The sequence below is a fragment of the Bradyrhizobium sp. USDA 223 genome (assembly GCF_044909005.1).
Taxonomy (GTDB): Bacteria; Pseudomonadota; Alphaproteobacteria; order Rhizobiales; family Xanthobacteraceae; genus Bradyrhizobium; species Bradyrhizobium yuanmingense.
Map to the genome: position 1 here is coordinate 687604 of NZ_JBIYDR010000001.1, position 26270 is coordinate 713873.

19 protein-coding genes and 5 pseudogenes are annotated in these 26270 nt (G+C 62.0%); 18 read left to right on the plus strand and 6 right to left on the minus strand.

All coding sequences use genetic code 11. From position 1 onward, the window contains the following. Positions 1 to 1209: 1209 nt before the first annotated feature. Positions 1210 to 1839 carry an FMN-binding negative transcriptional regulator gene (locus ABIA40_RS02730; RefSeq protein ID WP_036015989.1) on the minus strand — a complete coding sequence of 210 codons (630 nt, stop codon included), beginning with the start codon at positions 1837 to 1839 and terminating at the stop codon, positions 1210 to 1212. A gap of 97 nt (positions 1840 to 1936) precedes the next feature. After that, a complete protein-coding gene (locus ABIA40_RS02735; protein WP_404538936.1) occupies positions 1937 to 3415 on the minus strand; it encodes a PLP-dependent aminotransferase family protein in 1479 nt (492 codons plus the stop codon). Between the two features lie 494 nt (positions 3416 to 3909). Here ABIA40_RS02735 and ABIA40_RS02740 point away from each other — a divergent pair, with 494 nt between their 5' ends. The 5 genes and pseudogenes from ABIA40_RS02740 (at position 3910) to ABIA40_RS02760 (ending at position 8550) form a co-directional block, all read left to right on the plus strand. After that, positions 3910 to 6003: a prolyl oligopeptidase family protein gene (locus tag ABIA40_RS02740; RefSeq protein WP_404538939.1), complete on the plus strand. Its 2094-nt coding sequence runs from the start codon at positions 3910 to 3912 to the stop codon at positions 6001 to 6003. An 854-nt stretch (positions 6004 to 6857) separates the two neighbouring features. Further along, positions 6858 to 6956 (plus strand): annotated as a pseudogene (locus tag ABIA40_RS02745) (ATP-binding protein); the annotation flags it as partial. Between the two features lie 91 nt (positions 6957 to 7047). Further along, positions 7048 to 7164 (plus strand): annotated as a pseudogene (locus ABIA40_RS02750) (IS481 family transposase); the annotation flags it as partial. 102 nt (positions 7165 to 7266) lie between these two features. Next, entirely contained in the window at positions 7267 to 7440 is a 174-nt protein-coding gene (locus ABIA40_RS02755) for a hypothetical protein (RefSeq protein WP_157785295.1), read from the plus strand. Between the two features lie 276 nt (positions 7441 to 7716). Next, a complete protein-coding gene (locus tag ABIA40_RS02760) occupies positions 7717 to 8550 on the plus strand; it encodes a thioesterase domain-containing protein (RefSeq protein WP_404538942.1) in 834 nt (277 codons plus the stop codon). Positions 8551 to 8583: 33 nt separating this feature from the next. On the opposite strand, the gene ABIA40_RS02765 is transcribed toward ABIA40_RS02760, so the two are convergent. Both ABIA40_RS02765 and ABIA40_RS02770 read right to left on the minus strand, forming a co-directional pair. Beyond that, entirely contained in the window at positions 8584 to 8931 is a 348-nt protein-coding gene (locus tag ABIA40_RS02765; RefSeq protein WP_036008476.1) for a transposase, read from the minus strand. Between the two features lie 235 nt (positions 8932 to 9166). Further along, positions 9167 to 10492, minus strand: coding sequence for a DUF3422 family protein (locus tag ABIA40_RS02770; protein ID WP_036008464.1), 1326 nt, complete (start codon positions 10490 to 10492; stop codon positions 9167 to 9169). 1064 nt (positions 10493 to 11556) lie between these two features. Between ABIA40_RS02770 and ABIA40_RS02775 the strand changes: the two are divergent. The 11 genes and pseudogenes from ABIA40_RS02775 to ABIA40_RS02825 form a co-directional block, all read left to right on the plus strand. Further along, a pseudogene (locus tag ABIA40_RS02775) lies at positions 11557 to 11916 on the plus strand (transposase); the annotation flags it as partial. A 1086-nt stretch (positions 11917 to 13002) separates the two neighbouring features. Then, on the plus strand, positions 13003 to 14205 hold the full coding sequence (locus ABIA40_RS02780) for a cytochrome P450 (protein WP_036046380.1): 1203 nt from the start codon (positions 13003 to 13005) through the stop codon (positions 14203 to 14205). Between the two features lie 81 nt (positions 14206 to 14286). Then, positions 14287 to 15576 (plus strand): cytochrome P450, encoded by a 1290-nt coding sequence (locus ABIA40_RS02785; protein WP_036046375.1) that lies wholly within the window; start codon positions 14287 to 14289, stop codon positions 15574 to 15576. Between the two features lies 1 nt (position 15577). Further along, on the plus strand, positions 15578 to 15868 hold the full coding sequence (locus ABIA40_RS02790; RefSeq protein ID WP_404538947.1) for a ferredoxin: 291 nt from the start codon (positions 15578 to 15580) through the stop codon (positions 15866 to 15868). 4 nt (positions 15869 to 15872) lie between these two features. After that, positions 15873 to 16718 (plus strand): SDR family oxidoreductase, encoded by an 846-nt coding sequence (locus tag ABIA40_RS02795; RefSeq protein WP_036046362.1) that lies wholly within the window; start codon positions 15873 to 15875, stop codon positions 16716 to 16718. Continuing rightward, a complete protein-coding gene (locus ABIA40_RS02800; RefSeq protein WP_225156288.1) occupies positions 16718 to 18061 on the plus strand; it encodes a cytochrome P450 in 1344 nt (447 codons plus the stop codon). The genes ABIA40_RS02795 and ABIA40_RS02800 overlap by 1 nt, the downstream gene beginning before the upstream one ends. Before the next feature lie 154 nt (positions 18062 to 18215). Further along, complete coding sequence (locus tag ABIA40_RS02805; protein ID WP_225156566.1) at positions 18216 to 19214, plus strand: polyprenyl synthetase family protein; 999 nt, start codon at positions 18216 to 18218, stop codon at positions 19212 to 19214. A gap of 193 nt (positions 19215 to 19407) precedes the next feature. Beyond that, on the plus strand, positions 19408 to 20955 hold the full coding sequence (locus ABIA40_RS02810) for a hypothetical protein (protein WP_225174432.1): 1548 nt from the start codon (positions 19408 to 19410) through the stop codon (positions 20953 to 20955). Beyond that, on the plus strand, positions 20952 to 21839 hold the full coding sequence (locus ABIA40_RS02815) for a hypothetical protein (protein ID WP_225174433.1): 888 nt from the start codon (positions 20952 to 20954) through the stop codon (positions 21837 to 21839). Before ABIA40_RS02810 ends, ABIA40_RS02815 begins: the two co-directional genes overlap by 4 nt. Before the next feature lie 459 nt (positions 21840 to 22298). Next, positions 22299 to 22532, plus strand: a pseudogene (locus tag ABIA40_RS02820) (4-hydroxybenzoyl-CoA thioesterase); the annotation flags it as partial. Positions 22533 to 22696: 164 nt separating this feature from the next. Further along, positions 22697 to 23136: pseudogene (locus ABIA40_RS02825) on the plus strand (hypothetical protein). A 38-nt stretch (positions 23137 to 23174) separates the two neighbouring features. On the opposite strand, the gene ABIA40_RS02830 reads toward ABIA40_RS02825, so the two are convergent. After that, entirely contained in the window at positions 23175 to 23933 is a 759-nt protein-coding gene (locus ABIA40_RS02830; protein ID WP_404538952.1) for a class I SAM-dependent methyltransferase, read from the minus strand. A 447-nt stretch (positions 23934 to 24380) separates the two neighbouring features. Here ABIA40_RS02830 and ABIA40_RS02835 point away from each other — a divergent pair, with 447 nt between their 5' ends. Beyond that, entirely contained in the window at positions 24381 to 24587 is a 207-nt protein-coding gene (locus ABIA40_RS02835) for a cold-shock protein (RefSeq protein WP_036008407.1), read from the plus strand. Between the two features lie 943 nt (positions 24588 to 25530). On the opposite strand, the gene ABIA40_RS02840 is transcribed toward ABIA40_RS02835, so the two are convergent. Continuing rightward, positions 25531 to 25983, minus strand: a complete 453-nt coding sequence (locus ABIA40_RS02840; protein ID WP_404538955.1) for a hypothetical protein — start codon at positions 25981 to 25983, stop codon at positions 25531 to 25533. 78 nt (positions 25984 to 26061) lie between these two features. On the opposite strand from ABIA40_RS02840, the gene ABIA40_RS02845 reads away from it, so the two are divergent. Continuing rightward, positions 26062 to 26226 carry a hypothetical protein gene (locus tag ABIA40_RS02845; RefSeq protein WP_404538958.1) on the plus strand — a complete coding sequence of 55 codons (165 nt, stop codon included), beginning with the start codon at positions 26062 to 26064 and terminating at the stop codon, positions 26224 to 26226. The last annotated feature ends 44 nt before the right edge of the window (positions 26227 to 26270 follow it).

A 26270-nucleotide genomic window follows, 5' to 3' on the forward strand; every position in this document is an offset into this window, starting at 1 on the left:
TTTCACTTGAGAGCTTCGGGCCAAGCGCTCTCCAAACATCGACGTGAGCTTGCAAAACGCGGGTTCAAAATATTTGTTGGTCAATCCAGGGCGTTGGTTCAGATTTGTCTCTGGTCTTGGGTTAGGCTCAACGCGCGGGCGCTCCCCGCGAAACATCATCCCGATGCTGGGCGGCTCTTCAACTGAATGTCCTTAGCGCCGTCGGCGACGAGGAGCATGTGGCAGGTTTGCTGTCATAACCCCGCCGGCTTCGACGTTGTTGAAGTCAACTGCGGTTGCGAGATCGGAGGCGGTACCATCCACCGGCTGCGAGCACCACCACGTGCGCGATTGAGGAAGGCCGCCGATCCGAGCGGAAGCTAAATCGAACAAGGCGTGCCGCCGATGTTAGAGAGGGAGCATCCGCCAGCGATGGATGCGAGTAGACTGGTCCTAGCCACGAATCAGCCCTGCGGCTGGGGCATTATACCGCTGGTGCAGCCCCGTCGGCTACTTGGCCCAACACGACGTCGCAGCACGCGGCTCGAGCTTAAGACAACTCCCAGGACCATCAAAAGCAGGCCCCCAGGTTGCCGTCCAGGCATTGCGAGGAGGTCAGCGCTCAATTGAAGACCATGAACGCGAGAAAAGAAGAAAACCGGCAAGATCTGATCGAAGAGCTTGACGCGGCGATCGGAAGGCTCCGCGGTATCGCAAAGTCGCTGGAGAACCCTTCCCTGAGGTCGGCCGGTCCGTTCGTCAACGCGCACCAAAGTTGGCGGCGATCTTCAACGGGTAGAGTCCATCAGTGTAGCGTCGCGTTGGCATCTACCAGATACGGCGATCCCAACGATTGAGAGGAATTTCGCGCTGGCGAGCTTGGTGAAGCTTGGTACGCTGCCATAGGATGACGTGCCACCGATGGCGCCTTGGGTGGTGTAGGTGCAATTGCTGGCATTATAAGACCAGGCCGCTTTGACGCGTCCGCGCTCGCCATGACGAGGCCGGTGAGGCAGGCGGCGCGAGCCGGTACGTGAACAAGCCCACCGAAACCCTAGACCCAAGCTCGACGCCAAACCTTCACCCCTGCAGCCAGCAAGCGTTCACGCGACGATAGAGAAGATGCGAGGTCCCGGCGTGCCGGCCACGAGCATCGCCGCTGCCAGGAAAAATGAAGAACTGGTACCCGAACACAGGTCGGCCTGGCGTTGCGGTCTGAAGCGTCGTGGCTCAGGCCAGCGTTGGGACCATGATGCTGACTTCCTGATCGCGCGGTTCTTGGCTCGCAGCAAGGCCGGTGACGACACCGATACGGTCGGCAAGAGGACGGTTCTGGCTCATCTTGCGCTTGCCCTCGAACTTGGTGACAGGAATGCGGATGCCGACAATCCCACGCAGCTGGGCGCCGATGAAGTCTGCCGGAGCGTCGCTGACAGACCAAGGTGTCACCCGTGAGCCCTCATGGATGTTCGTCAATCGGGTAACTACATCAAGCAGACGTTCGTTATCTTCGAAGAACTCAACCGGACCGTAAGCATGGACGGCGATGTAGTTCCATGTCGGCACTACCTTTTCGGTTTCCTGCTTGGTGGCGTACCATGAGGGGGTCACGTAAGCTTCCGGACCCATGAAAATGGCCAGGGCTTCGCCGATCGGAGCCGCGCGCCATTGCGGATTGGCCTTGGCGAGGTGGCCGTACAGGACTCCCCGTTCGCCTTCCATCGGGTCCAGGAATAGCGGAAGTGGTGTTGCGAGCGGCCCTTCTGCCGTGGCTGTGATTAGGTTCGCCAAGCGTGCGGAGCTGATGGTCGATCGGATGTTCTCGATGTTATCATCCCGGAAGGCGGGGGGCACGTACATAGCGGTTCTCCGTTCTCCGCTCCGGAATAGCCCAAGCCTGCTACGTTTAGAAAGGCCAGTTCGTTACGATTTCGCTGGTCCAGTTGTTTCGCAGTTATCACCGTGAACGAAACTGGTCCCTCGCTTGCGCCAGGAGCTGGCACCCACGCTCAATCTGATGAGCCTCCAGCGCAGCATAACCCAAGATGAGCCCGACGAGGTTTTGTCCGCGCCGGCGGTCCGGCTGACGTTGATCGTACAGGAGCGAGATGGGGTAGATGCCAACCCCCTTTGCGCGGGCTGCTTCGATCAATGCTGCTTCGGACTTCTTGGGCAGATCGTCGAACCAAACGACCAGATGCAAGCCGGCAGCGTCACCTTCGATTCGGACTCGGTCGCCAAATCTCCGCCGCAATGCCTCGATCAGGGCTCGCCGGCGCTCGTCGTTGCGCCGCCGCATGCGCCTGACATGGCTGTCGTAGGCGCCCGCATCGAGCATCGTCGCTAGTGCCTCTTGCTCGATGAGAGATGTGTGCCGGTCCATGATCTGCTTGCCGGCGCTGAACGCGAACTGCAGTTCAGGAGGCACCACGACATAGCCGATCCTCAAGGTAGGCGAGAGTGTCTTGGAGACGGTCCCAAGACAGATGACGTGCTCGCTCTCTTCGAGAGCGTGCAGCGGGAGCACAGGTTTCGTGTCGTAGCGGTACTCGCTATCGTAGTCGTCTTCGATCACGTAGGCCTCAACCTTCTTGGTCCAGGCGAGCAACTGATGCCGCCGCCCGATCGGCATGACACCGCCAAGTGGAAATTGGTGCGAGGGCGTTACGTAAGCGAGACGAGCTTCGGCCCTTGCAAGCCTCGCCGTGTCCAGCCCGTTTGCGTCGACCGGAATTGGCACCGCAATAGCTCCGGTCGCCGAGAGGATGTGCCGCGCCATAGGGTAGCCGGGATCTTCCATGACGAACCGATCTCCAGCGTCAAGCAGCAGCCGAGCACACAAATCGAGCCCTTGCTGTGACCCGTTGACGACGATGATCTGATCGATCTCGCATCGTACGGTCCGCGAACGCCAGAGATAGCCCTGTAGTGCCGTCCGCAGGCGCAGCGAGCCACGTGGATCATCGTAAGTCAAGGTTCGGGGTCGCTGCGTGATCGCAGCGGTTACGGCTCTCTTCCATGCTAGTACGGGAAAGTCCAAAGGTGAGAGATCACCATAGCGAAAGTCGGCAACGAGATTACGAGGTTGCTCGGTTGAGCGTGCGACGACCTGTCGCAAACGTTCACCATACCGCGAGACTCGTGCCTTGCGTGTAGACGACCGTGCTTTCGTGCCTTTGCGCCCGGTCCCGACGACAGCCTTTGCGACCCGTGGGCGGGCGCCATGGCGGGTCTCGATGAATCCCTCAGCCGCCAATTGTTCGTATGCGACCGTCACCGTCCCGCGTGATACTCCCAGCTCTTCGGCGAGAGCGCGGGACGAGGGCAGCGAGCCATTCGAGCCGTATACGCGCCCTAGGATCTGATCCCTGAGCACTTCATAGATCCGACGCGCTCCCATCTGCCCGACACGGTGTGGCACCTTAATCTGGACCATATGAACCTAACCAAGAACGCTATTGGTTAGACCAGTCTGCGCCCGTTCGGCTTCAAAACCAAGCTGGTTCAATCGAGGTGGCCGCGCAAAACAAGCTCCGTGAACTGCTGACCGTCTGTATTCCGGCGTGACCCAATATCGGTCTCGATGAAGTCTATCGCCGACTGAATTGCAAGGAGCCTTCCGGGTTATGTGCTCAACAAGGCCGGGACTGCCGTTTTTGAGACGATACCGACAAAGTTGGTGGGATTGTCGTGCTTGAAACCAAGTTCAGGTGCTTCTCGGCCTCGGGCGGCTGGAGATTCCATCTGCTTTGATTGGCCTGCCTCTTGCAAAGTTCAGGCAAGTCGCAGACGCGATCTCTCATGTGACTCTTTGAGACCAAATCCAGCGCTTCGTAGCTTCCGTCCAGTTCGCAAGAGCTTGGCCGGCCGACCCAGTCCAGGACATGCCCCTAAATAAGTCGCTCCTCCTCGCGCATCACTCTCCATGACATGTTATCCTCGGCGTTTCCCCATACCTTAGTGGCCAGCGTGTCGGCAGGTGATCCTTTTCTTTGGCTTGAGAGGAGGAAGGCGCCGCGCGCATTGAGGTGGGCTCGCAAAGAGACCCGTAAGACACTAGTGACCCTACAATCGGATTGGCGCTATAGGCGCTTCCACCAGGGCGCGCTCACCATCAGGAAGGGCCGAGACGACATCCCGAAGGTTTCCTTGGGATGGCGCGGCCTAGACAATTTCACCCGAGACGAGAAGCACGTGCGCGGCGTCTGGCGTCGTACCACGCTTGATAGCTATCGCACCAAAGAGCCGCAATGGGAAACTATTCTGGACGTGGACGCGTTAGCTGCGAAGGAGAAGAAGAATTGGGTTTTTAACGGAGACACCAGATGCCTACAGCCCGAAGAGCGGCTGTGCTTGGTCAAACTTTTCGATGGCGGAAGGGAAGCTGCATTTGTACGCGAGTTTGACCAAGATATGAAGGCCTTCGTCAAAACCGGCTTCAATCTCCCTGAGGGAAAGCAGGATGTCGACTGGGTAGACCGCGACACTATTCTGGTTGCGCGAGATTGGGGCAAAGGGACCATGACACGTGCCGGTCATCCCTTCGTCTTGAAGGAGGTCAAGCGCTCTCAGCCGCTCGCGCAAGCACGCGAGGTCTTTCGCGGCGAACGGACCGATTATAGGGTTGAGCCATTCGTGCTGCGAGACAATGAGGGCGCGGTCCATGCGACCGGCGCCGTACGATACACGAGCTGCGATGAGCGGGAGTATATACTCCTGGGACCCAAGGGACCAATCAAGCTCCGTCTGCCCAAGCGCGCGGAGATCGGCGGCATCACCGGTGGCCGCCTGCTCATTAAACTTGATAAAGGCCTTGATGAAGATTGGGCGCCGTTCGGTGGCGCCGGCTTCAGGGGCGGCTCGATGATCTCGTATGATTTGGCGGAATGGAAGCGGGATCCGCTGCATGCCAGGCCCTCGCTTGTCTTTCAGCCCGGGCCTCGACAGGAACTCAGCGGCTTCCTCATCAGCAAGAGCTTGTTGATACTCACAGTCCTTGACAATCTTCAGGGCAAGGCATTCACCTACAAGTACGACCGCGGCACTTGGCGGGTCACGTCCATTCCACTTCCAGAGAATGCGAATGTCAGCCTGTTAACCGCTTCCGATACTTCCGATCGAGTAGTGTTCACCGTCTCCAACTACCTCAAGCCGACGTCACTCTGGTACTTTGACGCCGAGACCGAACACCTTGACTCCTTGAAGGTCGCGCGTGAAAGCTTCAACGCGTCTAGACATGTCGTTGAGCAACTCAAGGCGACCTCGCGCGACGGAACGCGTATTCCTTACTTTTTGGTGCGGCCCCGTAACGCCCGTCTCGACGGTTCAATTCCTACTCTTCTCTATGGCTATGGCGGCTTTGGGCATCCCCTCCTGCCGTCCTATGATGGGGTCATGGGACGACTCTGGCTCGAACAGGGCAACGCATATGTCGTCGCGAACCTGCGCGGCGGCGGCGGGCTAGGGCCGCACTGGCACGAGGCTGCCCAGGGAGCGTCGAAGCAGCGCACATGGGAGGACTTCATCGCAGTTGCGGAGGACCTGATCAGGCGGAAGGTCACAAGTCCGCGGCGGCTGGGAGTGGTCGGCGCCAGCCAAGGAGGCCTGCTGGTGGGAACCGCGCTGACCCGGCGCCCCGATCTCTTCAATGCAGCGATCGCGCGGGTACCGTTGTTCGACATGCTTCGGTTCACCAAGCTGACATTGGGCGCGCTCTGGAGGGGTGAATATGGCGATCCCGCCATTCCCGACCAACGCGAATGGATCCAGCGTTACTCGCCTTATCAGAAGCTGGTGCCAGGCAGAACCTATCCGGCTCCGTTCATTCTCAGCGCGACTAACGACGACATCGTACATCCAGCACACGGCCGCAAGGCAGCCGCCAGGCTGCGTGCGCTTGGCCAGCCGTATTTCTACTATGAGGATTTCAAGGGCGGACATGGGCCCGCCACTCCTATCGAAAGTGCTCGCCAGGATGCGCTCATCTACATCTATGCACATCGGCGGCTTGTCGATGGTGGGTGAAGTGGAGCACGATCAGCTCGTCAGTTGTTACTTTCACCAACGCTGACTAACATCAGCTCGTGCAGCCCTCGGCAGCTTTGAGAACTTCTCAGTGGAGGCAAAGTGGCAGTCGGCTGGAGACCCTTTCGATATTCAGGCAGCGCGCAAGGGAAGTCGCTAATTAGGCTCAGACCCCGCATGCCGACCAGCGCCTTGAAAAGCGGTGCCGGGTAATGAGCCATCGTTCGGCCGGCGCCTCCTAGGTCTGTACCTAATTAGCGAACTCTGATTCCTTCGCACCGAGTTGATTCGGCGGAGACTTCGATGCGCAAAGGGCTGTTCTGGCTCAACCACAAGCGGTGGGCTCAGATAAAGCCGCATCTGCCCACGAACCAGACTGGCCCGGCGCGCGATAACGACAATTTGCTCACATAGATTGGGCTGAGACTTGATACGTCAGCTCAACTTGTTGCAGCTTGCTATGAGACGTCTCGCTGCTGTGTCTTTTCCATATTCTGAAGCTGAAGCTACTACTCTGACGGTTGATTCGCACGGAAACGGTAGAGCCAACGAGCGCCAGCTCCTTCCGGCATTCAGCCGTCATGGCCGCCCGCTGAAAGCGGCGACGACACACTCTCAAGGATCGCCGTCTGGCTTGCATTGAATCGCTTACCTCCGTCAATAGTCCCAGCACCCATGAACGGCCAAGAACTTCCGATTCAATTAGGGTCCAGGTTTTGCACTCCGGAGGAGACGTAGGCTGGACCGCGCCCGAACGCTCCTTCGATACTTCAGCCGGTGCTCAAACAGAAAATGATGCGGGTCCGTGATCGTGACGTGAGACACGACCCGCTTACGAATAGGGGGACTTTTGTTTCGGCGACCCCACCATGACGCTCGCCGCCATCGATCGCCTCGTTCACCAACCCACCATCGTTGAGGTGGACGTCGAGAGCTATCGCAGGCGCACCGCGCCATTCGGTCGAGTGGAAGTACTCGCACGCGCGCCGTAAGGCCAACCGCCTCATTCATGTTCGATCGCTCTAGTCGAGCGCGGTTATCTGGCGGATGAAGACCCTGAAGGGCCTCACGCCCTACGAATACATCTGCAAATGCTGGACATCCCAGCCAGAACGATTCAAGCTCAATCCGCTCCAGCAGATGCCGGGACTAAACACCTAATGCCGGGTGAGTTTAGCTTCCGCGTGCTCCATGCGGATCCGTTGCTTCGAAAAAGTGCGCGTCTTGCAGACCGTTTGCCGGTTACGAGTCAATTTGTTCGGGATGCGCGTCGACAAACACTGCGAGCTGTGGATGGAAGGGGCGCTGCGCCAACTCTTTAATCCGGCGAATGACAACTACGACTTCCCGTCTGCCGAGCGCCTTGCGATAGCAAAAGAGTTCTCCGAACAGAGTTTGGCGCTGAATCCTCCGGACGCTGTCCTTAGAGAAGGGTAGGAATGAGCATGTTGATGAAAGAGTCCCCCCAGGTGAGGCAAACATCATACCGTTCTTGTTTCGGCTATCGATGCAGGTGCGTGCTCGATAAATGCATCTTCCTCATTGCTTTAGACCAATCTCTAGAGTGGCGGCGATCATAGCGATTGAGGATCGTATACTGGCAGTGAAGTCTCGCTGGTTCACCGTGTCCGAGTTCAGACACGCGGGGCGCATTGGCGTTCACTGCAACGTCATTTAGACGACATCTACATCTAAAGACCAGACGGATACACATTGCGCCTCGCCGCATCGTCGCCCAGCGCCGATCGCCCCGGGCCGCCGCTGTTCTTTGTTCCCACAGGCTTAGGAGATTGTTCCTATATCCTCAACTTGGTGGAGGAAATGGACGCGGACTGTCCAATCTATGGTCTACCGTGGCCTTCTTTCAGTGAAGTTTGTTCACCAACTCTTGAAGCGATAGCCTCGCAAGTCATTCCGGCGATCAGGGAGATACGGTCCCGGGGTCCATATCGATTTGCTGGATACTCATCAGGCGGAATATTGGCTTACGCCATAGCCGAGCACTTACTGAGCCTCAATGAAACTGTCTCATTTATGGCGTTCATTGATGTTAGGCTACCCGCAAAGCCAGCCGGCATGACGCCCACCCAGATGGTATGCGAAGTGGTGCTGGAAACTCTTGAACCCCTTGAGGACGAGCACTTTAAACTATTAAAGCGCTTTGCACGGCACAGTTCAATTGCTCAACTACTTGAGAAGGCTCATCAAATAGGAGCTATACCTCCGGATCACAATGATGCTTTGATGTACGAGAGAATTGAGCAGTTTCAAAGGGCGCTGCAGCTATATCGGGCTCCGTCGCTGCCAATTGAGGTACATCAGTTTTACGCGACGGATTCTTTCGTAAGTTGTCGCGCACGACTAGACAAGAGCTCAATAGCTCCAGAGATGAGCTCGCCGATGCGAGGCTGGGACAGGGTTTTGAGTGCAGCGGCCATTGATACCACACCGATTCCAGGCAATCACGCGACGATGATGAACACTCCAGAAAACCGCAAAGTCCTGGCACGCTCGTTATCAAGAGCCTTAAATAGCTCACCGACGTGATCTGAGGCCGCCGGCGAACCGGACCATTTTTGGTTAGAGTTTTTCGCGATTTCCCAGGCCGGGAGGAGCGAAGAACGATGAAGGCTCGAAGTTTTCGGGCGCCCAGAAGGCGTTCATTTTGAAGCTCCACTGAACGTCCTTGAAGCGGCGTGCGGGTTGATCGGTCCTCTCGGCCGTAGCCTGGGCCGCCGTCAGTTCGTCCGCGATCATGGCGAGTAGCCGCGTGTTGCGGGCGAACCCGAACAGATAATCCACGTGGTTGTCCTCGCACCACGCCATCAGCGGCTCGCGCGCAAAGGTATATCGCTTCGCGCTTATGTCGGCGTTAACCAGTTGGCGGACCAGCTTGAGATACCGCTTCCTCACAAAGCAGCTATTCATGTATTCGCCACTTTCGACATGGACCGGCCTGGGCCAGCGAGGTAAACAGCGTCTCGTGGCCTGATCTGGTCCCGCCCCGGCCGTCGCAACGGCGACTGACCGGATCCAAAAATGCCTCGCCCGGTTAGTCCGGGCGGGGCATTACCTTGCGCAGGAGCCGGCTGCGATCTTGCGGCGGCGTCTCACCGACCATGCGAGCTTCGCAGGATGGACGCACCGGTTCCCTTAAGGAGCTTCAGTCGCAAGCAACGGAGGGCGCGTTGTCGTGCTTGAGGTGTCGCTTTCGGACATTGTAACTCACGAGCCAGATCACGCCGACCGCGATCGGCACGAAGGCTGCGGTCAGGAACGAGGGCTCTACTCGCAGTCCGACGTCATGCGCGCCCTTGGCAAGATAGCTAAACAAGCTGACCACATAATATCCTATCGCCCCGACCGACAATCCTTCGACCGTGCACTGCAGCCGAAGTTGCTGTCTCGCGCGCTCGTTGATAGCCTGCAACAGGTCACGATGTTGTCGTTCGATTTCGACGTCGACACGGGTTCGCAACAGATCGGCGGCACGCGCGAGCTTGACCGACAGAGCTGCCTGACGATCCTCTACGGTCGCGCAGGTTCGCATTGCGGGCGCCATGCGGCGCGCCAGAAACGACGACCAGGTTGGATAGCCCGAGACATCGTTGCCTTCAATGATGGACAGTCGCGATTGGACCAGCTCGTTGTAGGCCCTGCTGGCGCCGAAGCGAAACAGGCTGCCGGTCGCGCCTTTTTCGAAGGAGGCGGCCAGCGCCGTCAGCTCAGCAAGAAGATGGTTGTTGAACTGCAGCCCCTCACCGCTTTGCATTTTTTCGAGCGCCTCAACAAGCCGGCGATCGATGCGATCAACGGAAGGTGCAAGCTCAAGGGCCGCCGACAGGCCAAGCAGCGCCAGTGGACGGTAGGTCTCGATCTCCAGGAGCCGTTGCACCAGCGCTCCGAGATCGTGCGACGTCAATCCGAGGTCGCAGACGAGGATTTTCGTAAAGCCTTTTTCGTCTACGCGGAAGTCTGAGGCGGCAACGCCTGCGCCGCTCTTTGTGGCAACCATGGCCAGGCTGTTCTTGTCAAAAACCTGTTCGGCGCGCCTGGTCGGCGAGGCGTCCTGCTCCACTTCTAGCCTGATCGCGACCAGCAACTGTCCGGTCTGACGCAACGCGCGGATCAGCGATCGGACGGTACCATCAACTTTGTCAAATCGGTCTGCGGTGGAAGCATTTGTGTTACTCCAGATCCAGGTGAATGTTGTGAATTCCGAATGCTGCTCCCAGCGTAGCATAGCGGGCCCGATGACAATCTGATGAAGTTTCGCCGATTGCTCAGGTGGCGGAAGATTGCGCTCGAGGCAAAAATCGATAAAGCGGCAGCGATCGCTTGTGGCCGCCTCACCCTGCGCAAGAAAAGCCAAGTGGATCACGCTGAATGGCGAAACAAGGCGCGTAAAAGGGCGCGCGTGCACTTCGCCGAGCACGGCGTCGCGTTGCGGATGTGGCGTGAAGGTTCGCAGATCCAATTCATCGACCATGTATTGACGCCTCTCTTCAGGGTGAGCAAGCAACCGTCAGCCGCGCGAGGCCGTGGCAAGCAGGAGCGTCCTGCGTTCCGCCAGCGGGGTGCAGACAGGCGACCTCCGGTGCGGCAACCACATTGTCGATTGACAGATCGAGGCCCAAACACGACTCCCATCTTGCTGCCGCCGCGCCCTGACGCGGAGAGGCGGTGCAGGATTTGGGCCAGCACTGTAGAAGGGGCATGCTCGTGTCCTTTGGCGCAACGTGGCTTTCGAAGACAGTTGGAGGCAGGTTTTAGACATGATGCGCGCTTGTATTCTGACAGGATGCGTACGGGGCGCAGGCCACAGGAAATTGCCTGCTTCGCACCGTGATCGCTCGCCAAGCGGCTACATTATCTGAGACGCCATGCTGTGGACGGATTTGCCCATGCAGAGGCGGCGACTGACCGCGCCCGGACCAGGCGGGCAAGGCTTGGCCGATGGGCTGATAACGTTCCGTCGCGTGAGGTTGACGTGATCACGCAGCCGGAGCGCACGCCGTCATCGTTTTTTGAGGTGACATTCAGGGCAGTGCAGCGCCGCGGCTCGACCGCAGTGAGGCAGATACGTGGTGAATGTCGTGAGCGATCGACCGAATAGCGGCGGATCACAAGTACGGCCGACTCGACTTGGCGGGCGTATTGCTCGAGTGCGGTCGCGGAGGTTTTGATTCGTCGTAGCCATCCGGCCGAGATCCGGTTTCTCGCCGGTCTTTGCGGGACGCGAGGATCGCCACGTTCTCGTTGATGTCAACTCTGTTTCGGATCGAGCGCACGAAGTGGCCTCTTCGATCGGTGGATCTGGCCGAAGGCGCAACAGAGGCGTCACAACGTTCATCCCCTGCCGCCTGCGCCGTCATTCCTCGAGAAACAAGAAAGTTACTCCTTTGCTGTCGAGCCCCTGCGGGGTGCGCCGTCGATCGCCTCCGGCCTGTCGATCACCATCGAGGCCGCAAAGTGCGGGCTCGGAAAACAGAGGCCAAGGAGGATTACCATGGCGACCATCGGCACCTTCAAGACGACCGGCAACAACGAGTCCGGGCGCTCTATCTGCCAAATGAATGGACGGACGACCCCGCTCGCCTGAAAGCGGCGCATGTCCCGAGCGATGTGGGCATTGCGACGGAGCCGCAGATCGCGCGTCGAATGGTCGCTCGCGCCGTCGCCGCAAAGGTGCCGTTCTCGTTCGCGGCGGCGGACAGCGTGTATGGCACAGGTGAGATCGAAACCCTGCTGCGCAAGGCGGGAAAAGGCTATGATCTGGGGTTCTTACAATCACGTGTTCGTTCCTGGGGCAAGCAGCAGCCTGTCGCCGGCACCGCCTCCGCGATCGCGCAGAGCCTTCCCAAGAAGGCCTGGCACCGCTCGGCGTCCGGCGAAGGGACCAAAGGTCCGCGCTGGCCGGTGGTCCGGCGATTCGCGGGTAGGGTCGGGTTGTTGACACCAACCTGATTCGAGGAACTACCGATGCCCGACGAGATGATGAACCTCGGACGCTCGCGGAGAAGACCCCTGATGCGGATCTGCGGCGGGAGATGATCGGCTTGCCGCCCAGCTACTGATGGAGCTGGAAGTGCAAGGCCAGACCGGAGCGGCCTACGGCCAGGAGGATCCCGAGCGGCTGGCGCAGCGCAACCGCTAGGAGAGGTGGGCTTCGTTTTCCGTAATAGCTAGCGCCGACATCGGAGTGGCTTCCGGCGAACCACACCTGCTGCAGCCAATCCGCATGCTTGAAATTCGCGCAAGGGCTGCCCCGCATACTCAGCGCGAGAGCAGGCCTTTGTCGGGCACTTGCTGGGCCGGTTGTCGACATTAAGACTCAATGCCAGAAACCTGACACTACGCGCCGCTACGAAGTGTCTGCTGAGCCTGCGAATTCACTTCGGCACGCGATTTGCTCTGTTCACGGCATCGTCGCCAATCGCACTGCGATGGTCTTCGGGGACCGACCGCCGCGTTCGCGTCTGGTCCCCTCCGACGGTTTGCTGTGGCAGTAACTTGGCGCTCGGTTGTTGACTGAGAAAATGCAGGCAAGTGTTGGATGCGATCTAGAGTGCTTCTTTTGGGAGCCGCAACAATTGCGCCCGTCGCAAGCGGTGCAACCAAAACGGCGAACCTTGAGCCCGGAGTGAAACTGCCACCGGCGGTGCGGGACTGGTCCGGGGGCTATATGGGCGGACAGGTACGGTCGAACCTCGTTCACCAATCCCTGCGGTCAGTCGATCTATGGCGATGCCGACAGGTTCGATGTCACCCGGCACAACCCGCACCTGTCGATTGGCCACGGGCCGCATTTCTGCTTGGGCGCTGCGCTGGCCCGCCTGCAATTGCGATGCGCCGTCCCCGCGCTGTTCGTGCGACTGGATCTAGCGCTGATCATCGCCGCGGAGGACGTCGTCTACATGCCGTTTTACGTCATTCGCTGCCCGCAGCGCCCGCCGGTCACCTTCCGCCCTTCCATCGCTCAGAGAGTGAAGTGCCACCATGTCCGAGCAACCCTTGCCGACGCTGCCGATGTGGCGCGTCGATCACATCGAGCCCTCGCCCGAGATGTTGGTGCTATGCACCAACGGTCCGATCCACCGCGTGCGCTTCCCGTCCGGGCACGAAGGCTGGTGGGTGACAGGCTACGACGAGGCCAAGGCGGTGCTGTGTGACGCGGCGTTCCGGCCCGCGGGAATGCCGCCGGCGGCATTCACCCCAGATTCGGTGATTCTCGGTTCGCCGGGCTGGCTGGTCTCGCACGAGGGGGGCGAGCATGCCCGGTTACGCACGATCGTGGCACCGGCCTTCAGCAACCACAGGGTGAAGCTGCTCGCCCAGCATGTCGAGGCGATCGCCGCGCAGTTGTTCGAGACGTTGGCGGCCCAGCCCCAGCCCGCCGACCTGCGGCGCCACCTCTCATTTCCCCTTCCGGCCATGGTCATCAGCGCGCTGATGGGCGTGCTCTACGAGGATCACGCCTTGTTCGCCGGGCTGTCCGACGAGGTGATGACGCACCAGCATGAAAGCGGCCCGCGCAGCGCGTCGCGCCTGGCTTGGGAAGAACTGCGCGCCTACATTCGCGGCAAGATGCGGGACAAGCGCCAGGATCCGGGCGACAACCTGCTAACGGATCTGCTCGCGGCGGTTGACCAGGGCAAGGCGACCGAGGAAGAGGCGATCGGCCTGGCGGCGGGCATGCTGGTGGCAGGCCACGAGAGCACCGTCGCGCAGATCGAATTCGGCCTGCTGGCCATGTTCCGCCATCCGCAACAGCGCGAACGCCTGGTCGGCGATCCATCGCTGGTGGACAAGGCGGTGGAGGAAATCCTGCGTATGTACCCGCCGGGCGCGGGCTGGGACGGCATCATGCGCTATCCGAGGACCGATGTGACCATCGCGGGCGTGCATATTCCCCCGGAAAGCAAGGTGCTGGTCGGCCTGCCGGCGACGTCGTTCGATACGCGCCATTTCGTCGACCCGGAAATCTTCGACATCGGGCGCGACGGAGAGCCGCACCTGGCGTTCTCTTCCGGGTCTCACTCCTGCATCGGCGCGGCGCTGGCCAGGCTGGAACTCAAGGTGGTGTTCGGTTCGATCTTCCAGCGCTTTCCCGCGCTGCGCCTGGCCGTGTCGCCCGAAGAATTGAAGTTGCGCAAGGAAATCATCACTGGTGGGTTCGAGGAGTTCCCGGTGCTCTGGTGATGCGCCGCGGATCGCGATCTTCTCCGCAACTGTCGGCGCGCCTGGCGCGCGCCCGTCAGATCAGCCAGCCAACAGGTAACCATCAACGTGCAAGAAACCACGGCAGCATGCCGGGACGCCTTCGCCGAACTGGCGTCGCCAACCCGCATCCACGACCCGTATCCGTTCATGCGGTGGTTGCGCGAGCACGATCCGGTGCATCGCGCGGCGTCGGGCCTCTTTCTGTTGAGCCGCCACGCCGATATCTCCTGGGCGTTCAAGGCCACGGGCGATGCGTTTCGGGGACCGGCGCCTGGCGAACTGGCGCGCTATTTCCCGCGTGCGGCGAGAAGCCTGTCGCTCAATCTGCTGGCGTCCACGCTTGCGATGAAGGACCCACCGACGCATACGCGTCTGCGCCGGCTGATCTCGCGCGATTTCACCATGCGCCAGATCGACAACCTGCGGCCGAGCATAGCGCGCATCGTCGCTGCGCGACTGGACGGCATGGCGCCCGCGCTGGAGCGCGGGGAGGCGGTGGACCTGCATCGGGAATTCGCGCTGACCTTGCCCATGTTGGTCTTCGCCGAACTGTTTGGTATGCCCCAGGACGACATTTTCGGGCTCGCCGCCGGCATCGGCGGCATTCTGGAAGGCCTGAGCCCGCACGCCAGCGATCCTCAACTCGCCGCGGCGGACGCGGCCAGTGCCAGAGTGCAGGCCTACTTCAGCTGCCTCATACAGCGCAAGCGCACCGATCCCCGCCACGACATCGTGTCGATGCTGGTCGGCGCACATGATGATGATGCCGACACGCTGTCGGATGCCGAGTTGATCAGCATGTTGTGGGGCATGCTGCTGGGCGGCTTCGCCACCACTGCTGCGACCATCGACCATGCGGTCCTGGCGATGCTGGCGTATCCCGAACAGCGGCACTGGCTGCAGGCAGACGCCGCGGGGGTGAAGGCATTCGTCGAAGAAGTCCTGCGCTGCGACGCGCCCGCGATGTTCAGCTCCATTCCGCGTATCGCCCAGCGTGACATCGAACTGGGCGGCGTGGTGATCCCGAAGAACGCGGACGTGCGCGTGCTGATCGCGTCCGGCAATCGCGATCCGGACGCCTTCGCCGATCCCGATCGCTTCGATCCCGCGCGGTTCTACGGCACCAGTCCAGGCATGTCGACCGATGGGAAGATCATGCTGAGCTTCGGCCACGGCATTCACTTCTGCCTCGGTGCGCAACTGGCCCGGGTGCAGTTGGCCGAGAGCCTGCCGCCGATTCAGGCCCGCTTCCCCACGCTGGCATTGGCCGAGCAGCCGACCCGGGAGCCCTCGGCCTTCCTTCGGACGTTCCGCGCGCTGCCGGTGCGGCTGCATGCGCACGGGAGCTGAGATGCGCGTCACGGTCGACCAGGATCTGTGCGGAACCAGCGGGCAGTGCGTGCTGACGCTGCCGGGCACCTTTCGCCAGCGCGAACCGGACGGCGTGGCCGAAGTGTGCGTGGCGAGCGTCCCGCAGGCGCTGCACGCCGCCGTGCGGCTCGCGGCCAGCCAGTGCCCGGTCGCCGCCATTCGGGTCATCGAAAGCGACGCTGGCCATGGCGAGCGCGCCAGCGCCGACCCTGCGCCTTCTCCAGCGGAGGCCGAGCGGCATGCCGCGAAAGACCAGCACAATCTAGGATGACACGATGGGACGGTTTGAAGGCAAAGTGGCCGTGGTGACCGGCGCCGGCGCCGGCATCGGCAAGGCATGCGCCCTCGCCATCGCGCGCGAGGGCGGCAGAGTGGTGGTGGCCGACATTGAGGGCTCGGCGGCTATCGCCTGCACCGCGCAGATCGCGGCCGAAGCGGGCCACGCGCTCGCCCTGGCGATCGACATCGCCGATGCGCAGGCGGTGGCAGCGCTGTTCGAGACGGCGGAGCGGCACTTTGGTGGGGTCGACCTGCTGGTGAACAACGCGAGCGCGATGCATCTGACCCCGCGCGACCGCGCGATCCTTGAGCTGGACCTAGCGGTGTGGGATCAGACCATGGCGACCAATCTGCGTGGCACGCTGCTCTGCTGCCGGCAGGCCATCCCCCGGATGATCGCCCGCGGCGGTGGCGCGGTCGTCAACATGTCGTCGTGCCAGGGGCTCAGCGGTGACACCGCGCTGACATCCTACGCCGCGTCGAAGGCGGCGATGAACATGCTGTCGGCCTCACTCGCCACCCAGTACGGTCATGCGCAGATCCGCTGCAATGCGGTTGCGCCGGGTCTCATCATGACTGAGCGACTCCTCGCCAAGCTGGACGCGTGCATGCAACTGCATCTGCGGCGCCACCAGCTCCTGCCGCGCGTCGGCCGCCCCGAGGACGTGGCCGCGCTGGTGGCGTTCCTGCTCTCCGACGATGCTGCGTTCATCACCGGCCAGGTCGTGTGCATCGATGGCGGCATGCTGGCGCATGTGCCGACATACGCCGACGGTGGCAACAGCCGCGCCGCGCGGCCTGCCGGCGAGACCGCCGAAGCGGACGCGGCGCCGCGCTGCTGATGGACATGCTGCTCAACCCGCTGAACCGTCGGCATCGGCTGCGGCACGACATCCCGGTCGTGCCCGGCGCTTTCCCGCTGGTCGGGCATCTTCCCGCCATCGCCAGAGACCTGCCGCGCCTGCTGCGGCGCGCGGAACGGACGCTGGGTAGCCAGTTCTGGCTGGATTTTGGCCCTGTCGGCCACCTGATGACCTGCATGGATCCGGATGCTCTCGCACTGCTCCGGCACAAGGACGTGTCCTCGGCGCTGATCGAAGACATCGCGCCCGAATTGTTTGGCGGAACGTTGGTCGCCCAGGACGGCATCGCGCACCGGCAGGCGCGCGATGCGATCCAGGCGGCGCTTCTGCCCAAGGGGCTGACACAGGCCGGCATCGGCGAGCTGTTCGCGCCTGTCATCCGGGCGCGCGTGCAGAGGTGGCGCGACCAGGGCGACGTCACCATCCTGCGCGAAACCGGCGATCTGATGCTCAAGCTCATCTTCAGTCTCATGGGAATCCCCGCGCAGGACCTGCCGGGATGGCATCGCAAGTACCGGCAACTGCTGCAGTTGATCATCGCGCCCCCGGTCGACCTGCCCGGACTGCCCTTGCGGCGCGGCCGTGCCGCCCGCGACTGGATCGATGCGCGGTTGCGCGAGTTCGTCCGCGCCGCGCGCGAACATGCCTCGCGCACCGGGTTGATCAACGACATGGTGAGCGCCTTCGATCGCAGCGACGATGCGCTTTCCGATGACGTTCTGGTCGCCAATATCCGCTTGCTGCTGCTTGGTGGTCACGACACCACCGCCTCGACGATGGCCTGGATGGTGATCGAGCTAGCGCGGCAGCCTGGGTTGTGGGACGCCCTGGTCGAGGAGGCGCAACGCGTAGGCGGGGTGCCGACCCGGCACGCGGACCTGGTGCAGTGTCCGGTCGCCGAGGCGCTGTTCCGCGAGACGCTGCGCGTGCATCCGCCGACGCCGCTCCTAGTGCGTCGCGCACTGCGTGAATTGCGACTCGGCCAACGGCGCATTCCTGCGGGCACCGATCTGTGCATCCCGCTGCTGCATTTCTCGACCTCGGCGCTGCTGCACGAGGCGCCCGATCAGTTTCGGCTGGCGCGGTGGCTGCAACGCACCGAACCCATCCGGCCGGTGGACATGCTGCAGTTCGGTACCGGCCCACACGTCTGCATGGGCTACCACCTGGCATGGCTGGAACTGGTGCAGTTCTGTATCGCCTTGGCGCTGACCATGCACGAGGCCGGGGTGCGACCGCGGTTGCTGAGCGGCGTCGAAAAAGGCCGGCGCTATTACCCGACCGCACATCCGTCCATGACTATCCGCATCGGATTCTCATGAGCTGGCATCGCATGCCCCGTGTGGTGAGGCAGCGGCGCCGGCGACGCGCGGCATTGCTGCACTCGGCCCGCGCGCTCGGTGCGAGGCCCGCAACACCGCGGCGGCTCGCCGCTCGCCGTGGCCGTCTCCTGGCAGGTACAAGGACATGAACAACATGCAGACCGGTTCCACGCCACACGACGACCGAGCTGGCGTTTCCGCGAACGGCGGATTGGGCGCGCAGGCGCGCGGCGCATCCGGCAGGCTGCTGCCCGAGATCTGGATGCAGGACGGCGCAAAGCGGGTCGAACAGGCGCTGGCGCGTCTTCTCTGCGCCGAAGACGACGGTGAGACCGAGCTGATGGCGGCGATGCGCTACGCCACCTTGCATGGCGGCAAGCGCACGCGCGCCTTGCTCTGTTTGGCTGCCGGCGCACTGGCCGACACGCCGGCGCACATCCTCGACGACGTCGGTGCCGCCATCGAGATGATGCACGCCTGTACGTTGGTCCACGACGATCTGCCCGCGATGGACGACGACGTGCTTCGCCGCGGCCTTCCGACCGTGCACGTCAAGTTCGGCGAAGCCACCGCGATCCTGGTCGGCGATGCGCTGCAGGCGCACGCCTTCCTGACCCTGGCGAGCCTGGATGCGCCGGGCGACAACCGTATCGCGCTCGTGCGCGAACTGGCGCAGGCGGTGTCCGCCGAGGGTGCCGCGGGCGGGCAGGCCATGGATCTGTCGCTGGTTGGAAAGCACGTCGAGCTGGACAGGATCCTGGTGATGCACCGGATGAAGTGCGGAGCGCTAGTGCGCGCATCCGTTCGCATGGGCGCGCTATGCGCCATCGCGGAGGATGCCGCGCACGCTGCGCTGTACTGTGCGCTCGATCGCTACAGCGCCTGTTTCGGCCTGGCGTTGCAGGTGATCGACGACATTCTCGACGCGACAGCGGATACCGCGACGCTGGGCAAGACCCCCGGCAAGGACGCGGCGGCGCGGAAGCCGACCTGCGCGTCGATCATGGGGCTGCAGGCAGCGCGCCAGTTCGTGCTGGATCTGTTGCGCGACGCGGGGGAGGCCGTCGCCCCGTTGGGGCCGCGTGCGGAACGGTTGGCGCAGATCCTGCAGCGGGCCAACGCGTATCTGTTCAAGCACGCGCCATGCGCATGAGCGCACCCGTCCGCATGGCGTCGGCCCTGTGCCGCTGCGATCGGCCGGCGGCAGCGGTGCATGCTGCACTGTGTCCGAGTCCGCGGCGCCGATCGCAGCGGTTGCCCAGCACGGCCGCGACGGGCCTGCGGCGACGTGCGCGGCGTCTGCCCGATCTGGTTCCCGTCAACCGTCTGCAGAAGGAACATCCCGCGTGAACGCGCTGGCTGAACAGATCCTTTCCGAATTGCGCCACCTGCTAAGCGAGATGCGCGATGGCGGCAGCGTCGGTCCATCCGTCTACGACACGGCGCGAGCTCTGCAGTTCCACGGCAACGTCACCGGTCGGCAGGACGCATACGCGTGGCTCATCGCGCAGCAACAGGCCGATGGCGGATGGGGAAGCGCGGACTTCCCGCTGTTCCGTCATGCGCCGACGTGGGCGGCGTTGCTGGCTTTGCAGCGTGTCGACTCTCTTCCCGGCGCTGCCGACGCTGTCCAGGCTGCAACGCGGTTCCTCCAGCGCCAGCCCGATCCCTATGCGCATGCGGTGCCGGACGACGCGCCGATCGGCGCGGAGCTCATCCTGCCGCGGTTTTGCGACGAGGCCACATCCTTGCCGGGCGGCGAGGCGTTTCCGCGCCACCCGGCGCTGTTGCCGTTGCGGCAAGCGCGGGTCAAGCTGGGGGCCGTGGCGACGTTGCCGAGCGGCCATCCGTTGCTGCACTCCTGGGAAGCCTGGGGGGCGTCGCCGACCACCGCATGGCCAGATGATGACGGCAGCATCGGCATCAGTCCGGCGGCCACCGCCGCGTGGCGTGCGCACGCCGTGACACAGGGGAGCACGCCGCAGGTCGGGCGCGCCGACGCGTATCTGCAGGCGGCATCGCGAGCGACGCGCAGCGGCATCGAAGGTGTCGTTCCCAACGTCTGGCCGATCAATGTGTTCGAGCCATGCTGGTCGCTGTACACCTTGCATCTGGCCGGTCTGTTCGCGCATCCCGCGCTCGCCGGGGCGGTGCGCGTGATCGTCGCGCAGCTCGATGCCTGCCTGGGCGTGCGCGGTCTGGGCCCGGCCGTGCACTTCGCGGCAGATGCGGACGACACCGCCGTTGCGTTGTGCGTCCTGCGCCTTGCAGGCCGCGCCCGGGCGTTCGATGCGTTGCGCCATTTCGAAATCGGCGAGCTGTTCGTCACCTTCCCCGGCGAGCGCAATGCCTCGGTGTCGACCAACATCCATGCCCTGCATGCGTTGCGACTGTTGGGAAAGCCCGCCGCCGGCACCAGCGCCTACGTCGAGGCCAATCGCAACCCGCACGGTCTCTGGGACAACGAAAAATGGCACGTTTCGTGGCTGTATCCCACCGCGCATGCGGTCGCAGCGCTGGCGCAAGGCAAGCCGCGGTGGCGCGACGAGCGCGCGCTGGCGGCGCTGCTGCAGGCGCAGCGCGACGACGGCGGCTGGGGCGCCGGTCGCGCGTCCACATTCGAGGAAACTGCCTATGCGCTGTTCGCCTTGCACGTGATGGACGGGAGCGAAGAGCCGGCAGGGCGGCGGCGCATTGCGCAGGCGGTGGCGCGTGCGCTGGAGTGGATGCTCGCCCGCCATGCGGCGCATGCATTGCCGCAGACTCCGCTGTGGATCGGCAAGGAACTGTATTGCCCCACCCGGGTCGTGCGCGTGGCCGAACTCGCCGGGTTGTGGCTGGCGCTTCATTGGGGGCGGCACGTCCTGGCCGAGGGAACAGGAGCGGCGCCATGATTCAGACCGAACGCGCGCTGCAGCAGGTGCTGGAGTGGGGGCGTTCCCTGACCGGGTTCGCCGATGAGCACGCCGTGGAAGCGGTCAGGGGCGGCCAGTACATCCTGCAGCGCATCCACCCGAGCCTGCACGATATCAGCGCCCGCACCGGCCGCGATCCGCAGGACGAAACGCTGACCGTGGCGTTCTATCGCGAACTGGCGCTGCTGTTCTGGCTCGACGATTGCAACGACCTTGGCCTGATCGCGCCGGAGCAGCTCGCCGCGGTGGAGCAGGCACTGGGGCAGGGCGTGCCGTGCGCGCTCCCCGGATTCGAGGGTTGCGCTGTGCTGCGCGCTTCGCTGGCCGCGCTCGCCTACGATCGTCGCGACTATGCTCAGCTTCTCGACGATACCCGGTGCTACTGCGCGGCGCTGCGCGCTGGACACGCACAGGCGGCAGGGGCTGGACGCTGGTCCTACGCCGAGTACCTGCACAACGGCATCGATTCGATCGCCTACGCGAACGTGTTCTGTTGCCTGTCGTTGCTGTGGGGACTGGACATGGCGACCTTGCGCGTGCGTCCGGCGTTTCGCCAGGTCCTGCGGCTCATCTCCGTGATAGGGCGTCTGCAGAACGATCTGCATGGACGCGACATGGACAGCTCGGCCGGCGAAGCCGACAACGCGGCGATCCTGCTGCTGCAGCGCTATCCGGCTATGCCTGTGGTGGAGTTCCTGAACGACGAGCTGGCCGGGCATACGCGCATGCTGGATCGGGTGATAGCCAAAGAACGCTTTCCTGCGCCCTGGGCACCGTTGATCGAGGCCATGGCGACCATCCGCGCGCAGTACTACCAGACCTCGACGAGCCGCTACCGCAGCGACGCTGTGGGAGGAGGCTAATGTGCGCCGGCCTGAACGCGCGGGATGCGGCGGCGTGCGCGTGCTGCCGTCGGTCCGATCCGACGCAACACCGTCGCCCGATGCGACGGATGCCCTCGTTGTCCACCATGTAATACGCAGTGGTAGAGAGTCCTTGGGAAGTGGATAGTTGGTCTATGGATTGCCGATGAAAGGGGCTGCCATCGCTCATCGCGAAATCCCAGAGATGCGGCTTCGGCAGCAGCAGAACTCCGCTTACGTTCTTGTGCGCGCTGTGGTTGGATGCCCGCAATACGCGTTGACGATAGATCTTCGATATATTCGTCCGAAGTCGACGTCAGCAGCGCAACGCCTGCCGCATTCAGGCCCATGACTCAGCTTCCGGCAGCTCGAGCCAAGCTCAAGATTTTGGCGCTTGCTCAGAAGACCGCCTCTGTGTGAGACAAGTGTCCCTGTACGCGCAATAAGAGGAACCGCGCTGTGACAGTCTCTCTTGACGGCAAAGTTCGAGACGGACGGCACTACATGCAGGTCCGTGTCTACTTTGAAGATACCGACGCCGGCCAGATTGTTTATCACGCAAATTTTTTGCGTTTCATGGAACGTGGCAGAACGAATTACTTGCGCCTGCTCGGCACCAATCAGAAGGCGCTGCTCAAGGAAACGCGGAACGATGCGCCAGGCTTCGCCTTCGTTGCCCGTTCCTCCGTCGTGCAGCAGCACCACATCCGGCAATCTCCAGCATGGTGATCAGCGAGCGGTTGGTGTGCCCTTTGAACTCCGCCAGATCGGCCGCCCAACCGCACATCGACTCACTATCCATTCTAGCCGATCACGTATGGAAGGCGCGACCGTCTTATCTCACGGAGACCACCACCATGATCATCTTCGGACCACTGCTTGCCTCGTCGGCATCTGCTTTTTCTGCTGGCTGCTGTTCACGCTCGCTGTCTTCGCACTGCCCTTCTTCGTTGGCCTGACGATCGGCACCTGGACCTTCCACACCGGCGCCGGAGTGCTCGGTGGCGCAGTAGCAAGGCTCATGGCGGGCGGTGCAACCATTTGCATTGGCCAACTCGCGCTCGCCTTCCTCCCATGGACTTGGCTTAGAATCTTGATCATCCTCATCTATGTCGCGCCTGCTACCTTCGCTGCTTACAGCGCGACGCACGGAATTGCCCAGATGGGGATATCTTCACCCCCGTGGCAGACGGTTTTCGCAGTCGTCGGGACTGTTGCCGTCAGCATCACGGCCTTGGTTCGCTTCACCGGGATGGCCGCAGACGAACCAGCAAGACAACGCGTGACGCGGGGCTGACATCAGTACTGGCCGGCAAGACCTAGTCAGACCGTATATTACAAAGGCTTCGAAGCACTACCGGCGATCGATGTGGACGCAGACACAATCAGCATCATAGGACGCTCCAGTTCTTCGGCCAATTGCGGCACCTGCTGAATCTGCTCGCGTGTCGGGGCAAACTCCTCGACCTGCCGAATCTGAAAACCCGCGCTGATCAGCGTATTCAGGGTAGTGCCAAGCGTCCTGTGGTATTTCAGAACGCCCCTGGCGAACCAGTCCGTCCGACGTTCACCCTCGACGGAATATCGATTGACCGGCCAAGTTTTGCGGCCCTCCTCATCGGAAATCCAGTGCGCATGCGCCGCTGCCATGAAGATCGGATGCTCAATCGTGAAGACAAAATGCCCGTCAGGAACCAGTGCTTTGCGGATCACATGCACGAGGCGGCCAAAATCCTGAACATAGTGAAAGGTCAGCGCGCTGTAGGCGAGGTCGAAAGCCGTCTCAGGTAGGTCCAGCGTGTCGAGATCGGCGATGCGATACTCGATGGCCGTATCCGCTGTGTCTCTCCTGGCACGCTCGATCATGTTTTGCGACAGATCCAGACCCAGAACCGAGGCCGCGCCCTGCTCGCGCATCCAGCGCGAGGCCCAGCCGAAGCCACATCCCAGATCGACGACACGTTTGCCGCCCAGATCGGGCAGCATAGCCCGGATCGCGGGCCATTCAGGGGCGCCGTCCAGCCCATGCACCTGTCGGGGCAACTGGCCGTAGCCAGCGAAGAAATCGGGGTCGTCGTAAATATTCTGCGCCATGTCTGCCTACTACTCGGCTTTTCGCTCTGCCCCGGACGGTTCCTGCAGATCAAAACAGAATTGTCGCGGTGGGCTGCGAGGCGTCATGATCCTACTCAAATCAAGCTACACAAAAGGCATCTTGAATTGGCCGGACTTCTCGCGCCGAAAACGAAAAACCCCGGCATGAAAGCCGGGGCTCCCGTTGATGCCACGGCGTACATCCGGCCGCGACAACCAAGCGACAGTTAGCACGCGGTTTTCGAAGAAAATGTGACCTTCGCGTCGTCGTTCTTGAATATCGGCGGATTTCAAGGTGTTTGTACTTCGCACGACGATCACGCCGGGCATTCCAAGGCCTACGACCAGGCGAGACAACAGATCCCTTGCCACCTCGCGCAGAGACTTGCCGCACGGTCCTTGATTGATTTAGATGAGAAGGTGTTTTTTCTTTTTGGAGCAAATGACGTGGCGTTAGGGACTGTTAAGTGGTTCAATCCGACGAAAGGCTATGGATTCATCGCGCCGGACGATGGTGGCAAAGATGTTTTCGTGCACATCTCTGCGGTAGAGAAGGCGGGCTATACCTCGCTTGTTGAAGGCGCGAAGGTCAGCTACGAGCTGGTGACGAACCTCAGCGGCAAACAAGCCGCAGAAAATCTCCGCCTAGGATGAGGCGGGGCTCGACGTCCTGGCGTTCTTTGAGCTAGTCAGAATCTCGCGCTCTTGAGACATTTGGAAGATATCCGAGTTGGCGCTCGAGGGCGGCCAAAGTCGAGCGGGCTGAATCCAAACGTGCGGTCGCCTCAGTTAGGTTGGCCCACACTTCGTTCTGCCGCGAGACAGCTGCCGAGCCGATCTTACGGCTATTCTTAAGACACCGCGTGTTTTGGCTGCGTAAGGCGCGCCCCAATTCAGGCAGTATCCTGGTCAGCGCTCGATGCGCGGAACGTTCTTTTCGCTCCAGGCCGTCGACCACGGCGAGGGCCTCGCGACAGTGCCGTATCGCTTCGATGGTTCTGTCTTCGAGGTTGCTATTGTCGCTCATCCGATTCTTTTACTCCCTCGAGCTCTTAACGGGTGCCGTCCTGCACGAGATCCTCCCCGGGCTGCACGGCTAATATGTCGTGACCTCTGCGCCGTTCAGGGAAAGGCCTGGCGACGGGCGATAGGTCCGCATTGAAAGGGCGGATCAGGCATCCAGCGTGCTCGCGATTGTTATCTTTGAGCTACACTCAGAGCGGCCCAAGCGTCGAGCCTCGACCGATCATCGCAGAGTGGCAGTTTCGTGGCGGTCGTATGCGGCATCGGCCAAACGGCGACGGATCACAGATACGGCCAGCCGCTCTCGTGAATGTGGTGTGCTGTCGACGCGCGATCGTGGAAGCGGAGATCCGTCCACCTGCAATAAAGAGAGCTCATCACCATTGGATTCGGTTGAGCCAACTCTTTCAGTGGACTCGCAGATCGCCACGTCCTGCTTGATGTCAGCTCTGTTCGGACCGCGCGCAACCAAACGGCCTCTTCGATGGATTGATCTGGCCGAATGACGGCTGACGCCTCGACCGCCTATGGCGCAACGGCGCCGATCGACTTTCTTCCCCTGCCGGCTGCGCCGTCATTCCTCGCGAAACAAGAAAGTCGCCTGGCTGCCATCCTCCGCTGACGCTTGGTCATTGCACCGCCGGATTTGCCGTTCGTACCAGGCATGAAAGCGAGGATTGATCGTTGACATCTCGCCTTCGTCGCGCAAGAGGTCGCGATGACGCAACATCTCGCGGAGATACTCATCCCACATCACAGCCTGCGGCCACGGCGCAGACTCCGGTTTGAAACTGTATTGTTGGTAGCCACCGCGCCAGAGCGGCAGCACCTCCATTGGATCCACTTTGATGCCGTACCGCTCTGTTACCGCTCGAGGGGTGGCGATTGCCTCCGCGAGTGCCCTGCGGAACTCCACGTCACCGACTAACCGCTCCATGAAGCGTTTGAGGTGCGACAGCGTGCACAGTTGCTCCGGGGTGCGCCGGTCAAAAATCTGTCGGTAGTGTTCGGCGGCAGCGTGTGTCATTTGACGAAGCTTACTTCATGTTCTCATCGCACTCATCGCCTCCTCGAGCACCCCGCCGATGCGGGTCGGAGCGAAGCCATGTCAGACCTCGGTCACGACCGCAACAATAACAACCGCAACAACTGCAACGAGATCAACTGCGTTGGCGTGGACAGCGGCCGCTTCCGCGGCTTGCGCGCCGCTCGTGGCCACCTCCGCAACGGCCTGCACAGCGCCGGTCGAGATCGTATCACTCGAATTTAAACAGTGCCACCGGCGAGCCGTTTAGTCGTCAACTTCTGTCGAGC

Bases quoted from the DNA above. Each gene is read 5' to 3' on its own strand.
- ABIA40_RS02730 (WP_036015989.1), bottom strand. From the start codon at position 1,839: ATGTACGTGCCCCCCGCCTTCCGGGATGATAACATCGAGAACATCCGA.
- ABIA40_RS02735 (WP_404538936.1), bottom strand. From the start codon at position 3,415: ATGGTCCAGATTAAGGTGCCACACCGTGTCGGGCAGATGGGAGCGCGT.
- ABIA40_RS02740 (WP_404538939.1), top strand. From the start codon at position 3,910: ATGTTATCCTCGGCGTTTCCCCATACCTTAGTGGCCAGCGTGTCGGCA.
- ABIA40_RS02755 (WP_157785295.1), top strand. From the start codon at position 7,267: ATGCGCGTCGACAAACACTGCGAGCTGTGGATGGAAGGGGCGCTGCGC.
- ABIA40_RS02765 (WP_036008476.1), bottom strand. From the start codon at position 8,931: ATGAATAGCTGCTTTGTGAGGAAGCGGTATCTCAAGCTGGTCCGCCAA.
- ABIA40_RS02770 (WP_036008464.1), bottom strand. From the start codon at position 10,492: ATGGTCGATGAATTGGATCTGCGAACCTTCACGCCACATCCGCAACGC.
- ABIA40_RS02780 (WP_036046380.1), top strand. From the start codon at position 13,003: ATGTCCGAGCAACCCTTGCCGACGCTGCCGATGTGGCGCGTCGATCAC.
- ABIA40_RS02790 (WP_404538947.1), top strand. From the start codon at position 15,578: ATGCGCGTCACGGTCGACCAGGATCTGTGCGGAACCAGCGGGCAGTGC.
- ABIA40_RS02795 (WP_036046362.1), top strand. From the start codon at position 15,873: ATGGGACGGTTTGAAGGCAAAGTGGCCGTGGTGACCGGCGCCGGCGCC.
- ABIA40_RS02800 (WP_225156288.1), top strand. From the start codon at position 16,718: ATGGACATGCTGCTCAACCCGCTGAACCGTCGGCATCGGCTGCGGCAC.
- ABIA40_RS02805 (WP_225156566.1), top strand. From the start codon at position 18,216: ATGCAGACCGGTTCCACGCCACACGACGACCGAGCTGGCGTTTCCGCG.
- ABIA40_RS02815 (WP_225174433.1), top strand. From the start codon at position 20,952: ATGATTCAGACCGAACGCGCGCTGCAGCAGGTGCTGGAGTGGGGGCGT.
- ABIA40_RS02830 (WP_404538952.1), bottom strand. From the start codon at position 23,933: ATGGCGCAGAATATTTACGACGACCCCGATTTCTTCGCTGGCTACGGC.
- ABIA40_RS02840 (WP_404538955.1), bottom strand. From the start codon at position 25,983: ATGACACACGCTGCCGCCGAACACTACCGACAGATTTTTGACCGGCGC.
- ABIA40_RS02845 (WP_404538958.1), top strand. From the start codon at position 26,062: ATGTCAGACCTCGGTCACGACCGCAACAATAACAACCGCAACAACTGC.